The sequence below is a fragment of the Neobacillus sp. PVCKKU3 genome, assembly GCF_058323225.1.
This window is the reverse complement of sequence record NZ_JBLVQN010000050.1, coordinates 40,263-46,535: the sequence shown is the minus strand read 5'-3', so window position 1 is coordinate 46,535 and position 6,273 is coordinate 40,263. Positions and strand designations below refer to the sequence as shown.

Below are 6,273 nucleotides of genomic sequence, written 5' to 3'. Positions count from 1 at the left end.
ATAAAGCAAAGGCGCGACTGCCCGTCGCACAAATAAGGACCGCTATTTTAGCGGTCCTTATTTCTATAATCATAATATTTTAATATCTCTGTCTTGGAGGTGGGCACTTCTTCGGTTATATTTCCATCCTCGTCTTTATAAACCTCATACTCCTGATAAGTTTCAAGAATATAACCATCCTTTTTTTCACGTTTCACCAGTTTCTCTACCATCTCCGGCATGTCCTCCGGCGGCTCTACGCTGGCTTGAACCGCATGGACCGGCTGATCAGCTGTATAGGACAATTTTTTATTTATAAAAGAATATGGTGAATCCAGATAGGCACTTAAACCAATGGTAATTAGCAAACCACAGACAATTAAGTAGGTTTTTATTTTCATGCGTTCCGAGCTCCTTTAATAAATGAATTCTCGTAACCCATTTTATGCTCGTCCGATGAACATATGCCTTTAGCTTTTAAATATTTGCAGGTTTCACACGCGGCCTGAAAAATAAAAACATGAAAAATGCCAAGATGGTGATTATAGCGCCTGAAATATAAGGTAGACCAATCGCCAGCGAAAACAGCCAGCCTCCAAGCGGCGGTCCAATAATACGGCCCAACGAGTCAAAGGATGACAAAAGCCCAGTTGAACTTCCATGTCCTGCGGATGATGTCTTCGTCAGCAGTGAAGAAACACTTGGCCGGATTACGCCATTTCCTAATCCAAAAATGGTTAAATAGATTGCCGCTGTCGTAAAATTATCTACAAGTAGTATAAGCCCAAACCCAATGGCAGAAACAATCATTCCACCTTGAATAACGGCACTTTCTCCATATTTCTTTGTTAACCTGCCTACAAGTCCTCCTTGTACCAGCGCGCCGCCAAACCCCATTATCATGAAGATATATCCCAGTTGTGTTGAATCAAGACCCGCTTTTTCAGCAGCAAAATAGGCAAAAGTGGCTTCCAAACCTGAAAGGGATAAGGAAATGAATAATTGTACGAAAAATAAGACGGAAACTTCACGGGTAAAGGCTTTCCAGATGGAGCTTTTTTCTTCAGAAGCCTGTCCTGTTACGTGTTTTGACTCCTTTAATAAAAGAAATACAAGTACAAGGGTGATGGCTGCGGATCCACTAGCAAGGAAAAAAGGCATACTCAAGCTGATTTTAGAAAAAATACCGCCGACAGCCGGTCCAAAAACAAAGCCAAGGCCAACCGCAGCACCGATGATGCCCATTCCTTTTCCGCGGTTCTCTTCCGTTGTAATGTCAGCAACGTATGCCATTGCAGTAGGCATATTAGCGGATGAAAGTATTCCTCCTAAAATTCTGGCGACAAACAGCATCCAAAGCTCGGTTGAAATCGCTTGAATAAAGAATGAAAGGGCAAGACCAGTAATCCCTATCATCATGACCGGTTTTCGGCCAATTCGGTCAGATAGGCGCCCCCACATTGGTGCAAAGATCAGCTGCATCAAGGAATAGACTGCCATTAACAGCCCAAGTTCTGTAGGATTAGCCCCCATTTCCTCCGCATAAAATGGCAGGACCGGGATGATGATGCCAAACCCGACCATTACTAAAAACATGACAACAAATAGAATCGGTAAAGCAGTCTTTTTCTGCAAAGGATGTCAACTCCTTCAAATAAATCCAAATTCCACTAAATGAAACCCAATACTCATTATCACCTAGCATGCTAATATAATGCAACCATCATTTCCTGCTCTTCCTTACAAAAATGTAAGGTTCACTTCGATTTTCGTAAGGATTGATTATGGAAAAAAAGCCATTAATTTCCTATGATAAAACTAAGGATATTAGAAATGGGTGATATATATGGAATTAATATTAGAAGCAAAAGGGATAAACAAGGTGTTTGGCACAAAAAGGAACTCTTACACCGCTTTACACAATATAGATTTAAACATTACTAAGGGAGAATTCGTCGCAGTCATGGGGCCATCAGGTGCAGGGAAATCCACCCTGCTAAATGTTCTTTCAACCATTGAGAAGCCAACCTCCGGCCTCCTTCATTTCAATGGAAACAGCCTGACAAACATGAAGGAAGCAGAGCTCACTGATTTCAGAAGAGATCAAATGGGGTTTATTTTTCAGGATTATAACCTCCTGGATACTTTAACAGTGGAAGAGAATATTCTCCTTCCGCTGACCTTTAGTAAAACTCCGAAAATGGAAATGAAAAGATTAGTTCGCGAAGTGGCAAGAAAGTTCGGGATTGAAGAAATTTTGGAAAAGTTCCCGTATGAAATTTCAGGAGGGCAGCAGCAAAGGACCGCTGTATGCCGAGCAATCATCGGCCAGCCAAAGATTCTATTTGCTGATGAGCCTACCGGCGCACTGGATTCAAAGTCAGCCTATTATTTGCTGGAAACTTTATCGGAACTAAATAAGGAGCAGGAGGCAACCATCCTTATGGTTACCCACGACCCTTATGCCGCTAGCTTTTGTTCTCGTGTTGTGTTTATTAAAGATGGAACACTTTTCACCGAAATTCGAAAGGGTGAGCACTCGCGAAAGCATCTTTTCGGGCAAATTTTAGATATTCTCTCCAGTATAGGAGGCGGGCAATATGACGCTCTCTAAACTTGCTAGAAAGAATATCATCCGAAACATCCACAAATACTTGCTCTATCTTTATTCGATCGTCTTTAGTACGGCCATATACTTTACATTTGTTTCGTTTCAATACAATCAGCAGCTCCTAGATCGCACGGTTACGCTTGGAAAACTGGAGTCAGCTTTTTTGGCAGCATCTATGATTCTCATGATTTTCTCGGGTGTTTTCATATGGTATTCAAATTCGTTTTTTACGAGGATGCGGAAAAAAGAAGTCGGTTTATACGCCTTATATGGAATGAGCAAGAAAAAAATAGGCCTGCTGCTTTTTTATGAAAATATGATTATCGGGGCTCTGGCTTTAGTTATTGGTATTGGGGGCGGGATATTATTTTCGAAGTTGTTCATGATGATAATTTTTAAGTTAATGGGCTTTTCACTCGAAGTGTCTTTTACACTATCAAGCAAGGCACTGCTGCAGACAATTGTGGTGTTTCTTATCATATTATTGGTAACCTCCATCCATAGCTACCGATTAATCTATCGCTTTTCGCTTGCTGAGTTATTTAAAGCTGACCGTAAAGGAGAGAGACTCGCCAATGGATCGATCGTCACAAGTTTATTAGCCATTGTTCTAATCGGAATTTCGTACGTGTTATTCTGGAATCCTGAATCTTTCGTGATTATTAATAATACGGGTCTAAGGCTTGCAGCTGCAGTAATTTTCTTGGTTGCAGGGTCGTACTTTTTTATTAATTCCTTGGTAACATATTTGTTAAGGCTAATACAGAGAGTGCACTCGGTTTATTTGACAGGGAAGAACTTACTTGGGGTCACCAATTTATTATACCGTCTTAAAGGAAATGTCCTTATTTTGACTGTGATTTCCCTATTAACCAGTGTGACACTTTTCGCTTGCGGGACCATTCTGGGATTTTATTATCAGATTGAAAAGTTAACAAATGAGCAAAATCCATATAGCTATATGTTTAATATGAAGGATGAGCAAGTAAACAAGGAAATAGAGAATTTGATTCAAAGAGATTCATCTGGAAAGCTAAGCTATCAATACAATCTCGAGTATCTTCCTATTCAGCCGGATTTGTCCGATATGGAAAGGGTTCCTGATTTCTTTCAGACGATGTTGATTTCGGAAAAAAGCTACCAGGAATTAATGGAGAAGAGAGGGAAAAACGAATCCCTCCAAGTAAAGAGTAATGAGGCAGCTGCCTTCTTTGATGGAAACTTAGACGCAAAATCTGATCCGTACACAGGAAAAGAACTGGTGCTTCCAAGTGGTGAAAAATTAACGATTACCGCATATGAGGCGTATTCATTTGTTAATCAGGGGGAAATGCTTTTCCCACTCGTCATCAGCGATTCTCAATATGAAATATTAAAAAAGGGAACCTCACAACAGTATCTGCACATCTTTAAAATTGCTAATGAGAAATCCTTGAAAAATTTAGATGCGAAAATCAACAAGATTGTTAAACCGATGGAGTTTAATGACAATAACCCAATCTTTTCGAGCTATTACGGACAATATCATTACGGTCTTGAAACCTATGGCCTATTAATCTTTATTGGAGGATTTCTTGGTCTAGTGTTTATCGCAGCCACCGGAAGCATTATCTATTTCAAACAGTTGATGGAAGCCACATCTGATAAAGCCCGTTATCAGATTCTTGGAAAAATTGGCATTCCGGAAAAGGAAATAAAAAAGACGGTTGCACGACAAGTGGGCTTTGTGTTTTTTCTGCCATTGCTCCCCGCCATCAGCCATAGTGCAATGATTACCTATTTGATATCAGACTTTTTACAGATATCATTGCAGGTCCCCTTTACGATATTTCTTGGTGCGTATCTCGTTATTTATTTGATTTACTATCTAATGACCTTCGCCAGATATTATCGGTTAATAAAAACAAGCTCATGATGGATGAGCTTGTTTTTATAGCTTATGGAAGTTATTTGTTGCTTCAGGGAAATGTAGGGTGGCTTTTGTCCCAATACCCGAGGTGGATTCCAATGATAAATTATGGCCCAGTTTTTCAGCCGTTTTCATGGAGAGGTACAACCCCATACCAGTTGACCGATGATGTCCTCTGCCGTTTTTTCCGGTGAACCCTTTTTCAAAAACACGGGGGAGATCTTCAGCGGAAATCCCGATTCCGGAATCAAGGATGATTAGCTTCTTAGACTTTGGCTTTGTGATTATCGTAATCTTCCTGTTTTCCTTCGTGTATTTTAATGCGTTAGACAGGATTTGGCGGACAATGTAGGACAGGCCTTTTTTATCACTTAAAACAGTCATTGGCGAAATCTGTAAATCTAGTTTCATCATTCTTCCAATGAAGGTTTTTGATTCACCAATAACAATTTCCTTTATCAGCTTTTCCAAATCAATCTCTTGAATCAGATAGTCCTTGTTAAAATCGTGCAGGCGTGAAAAGTGAAGGGCCTGCTCCACATAGCTTTCGATTTTATCGATTTCTTCCTGCATGCTTGGTGAATCGATTTCTGTTTCCAAAAGGAGACGTGCAACGGCAATAGGGGTCTTGATTTCGTGAAACCATTCCGTCATAAATTCGAGCTGTTCTTTAGAAGCCTCATTACGCTCATGAATTTGTATTTCATAGCGTGTTTCTAATACTTTTAAATTTTGATAGTATTCCTGCTGTTCGTATGTAATTAAGGCAGGTGGATTTTCTAATGTAGAGGACTTCCATCTTTGGAGTTGAGCATTTTTCCTAAAATAAGTACCGATAAAATAACTGTTATAAAGGATTACAGCCAGCAATACTAAGTAAATAAGACTGCCAAAGGAGACCTTTAAGCTAGGCTCCACACTGATTAGAATGGAAACAACGGCAAGTATGAAATAGAATGTAATTAGCTGCCATTTTTCATCTAAAACGTAATATCTGAATTTCATGGAAGCATATATCCTTGTCGTTTTTTCGTTTCGATAAAATCGCTGAGACCCAAATCTTCCAATTTTCTGCGCAGACGTGCGATATTAACGGTTAGCGTGTTATCATCTATAAAATTTTCACTTTCCCATAAGGCTTGCATGATTTCATCACGAGTTACAATGGTTTCCTTCTTTTTCAATAATAAATAAAGAATCTGAAACTCATTTTTGGTTAGGTCTATTTCGCTGTTATGGTAAGAAATATTCCCCTTATTTAAATTAAGAATTAAGCCCCTATGCTCGATAACTTCTTTTTCCTCTTGCTGATAGGTGTAAGTCCTTCGCAAAATAGCATTCATCTTGGCAGTCAGTACCTCTAATGAGAAGGGCTTCTGGATAAAATCATCGCCCCCCATATTCATGGCCATGACGATATCCATATTTTGATTTCGAGAGGAGATGAAGATGATGGGCACATTGGACAGTTGTCTGATTTTGCTGCACCAATAAAAACCATCATAGATTGGTAAATTGATATCCAGCAGAACAAGATGGGGTTTAACTTCGATAAACTGTTCATCCAGGTGCTCAAAATTTGTTATCTTACTAGGTTCAAACCTCCATTTCAATAGGTGTTCAGAAATAATATCGCGTATTTTTGGATCATCCTCTACAATCATAACTTTAAACAAGATATTCCGCCCCTTCCATATGATTCTATTATACAAGGGAGAGGATGAATTTGGAAAAATTATCTTATTGGTAGGAAAAAAGTCGTGTTTTTCGATTC

Annotated in this window: 6 protein-coding genes; 2 read left to right on the top strand and 4 right to left on the bottom strand. The window is 39.4% G+C overall.

Annotated elements, in window-relative coordinates; all coding sequences use genetic code 11:
• Window positions 1-47: 47 nt before the first annotated feature.
• Both ACNQGS_RS25160 and ACNQGS_RS25155 read right to left on the bottom strand, forming a co-directional pair.
• On the bottom strand, window positions 48-380 hold the full coding sequence (locus tag ACNQGS_RS25160; protein WP_491489715.1) for a hypothetical protein: 333 nt from the start codon (window positions 378-380) through the stop codon (window positions 48-50).
• 76 nt (window positions 381-456) lie between these two features.
• Window positions 457-1,614 (bottom strand): MFS transporter, encoded by a 1,158-nt coding sequence (locus tag ACNQGS_RS25155; RefSeq protein ID WP_423802311.1) that lies wholly within the window; start codon window positions 1,612-1,614, stop codon window positions 457-459.
• A 211-nt stretch (window positions 1,615-1,825) separates the two neighbouring features.
• On the opposite strand from ACNQGS_RS25155, the gene ACNQGS_RS25150 reads away from it, so the two are divergent.
• Together ACNQGS_RS25150 and ACNQGS_RS25145 are read left to right on the top strand one after the other, a co-directional pair.
• The gene (locus ACNQGS_RS25150; RefSeq protein WP_491489714.1) at window positions 1,826-2,593 is read left to right on the top strand and encodes an ABC transporter ATP-binding protein; all 768 of its coding nucleotides are present in this window, start codon (window positions 1,826-1,828) and stop codon (window positions 2,591-2,593) included.
• Window positions 2,580-4,505: an FtsX-like permease family protein gene (locus ACNQGS_RS25145; protein WP_491489713.1), complete on the top strand. Its 1,926-nt coding sequence runs from the start codon at window positions 2,580-2,582 to the stop codon at window positions 4,503-4,505. The genes ACNQGS_RS25150 and ACNQGS_RS25145 overlap by 14 nt, the downstream gene beginning before the upstream one ends.
• A gap of 15 nt (window positions 4,506-4,520) precedes the next feature.
• Here ACNQGS_RS25145 and ACNQGS_RS25140 read toward each other — a convergent pair whose 3' ends face one another.
• Complete coding sequence (locus ACNQGS_RS25140) at window positions 4,521-5,504, bottom strand: sensor histidine kinase (protein WP_491489712.1); 984 nt, start codon at window positions 5,502-5,504, stop codon at window positions 4,521-4,523.
• Window positions 5,501-6,175: a response regulator transcription factor gene (locus ACNQGS_RS25135; protein ID WP_491489711.1), complete on the bottom strand. Its 675-nt coding sequence runs from the start codon at window positions 6,173-6,175 to the stop codon at window positions 5,501-5,503. The genes ACNQGS_RS25140 and ACNQGS_RS25135 overlap by 4 nt, the downstream gene beginning before the upstream one ends.
• Between the last annotated feature and the right edge of the window lie 98 nt (window positions 6,176-6,273).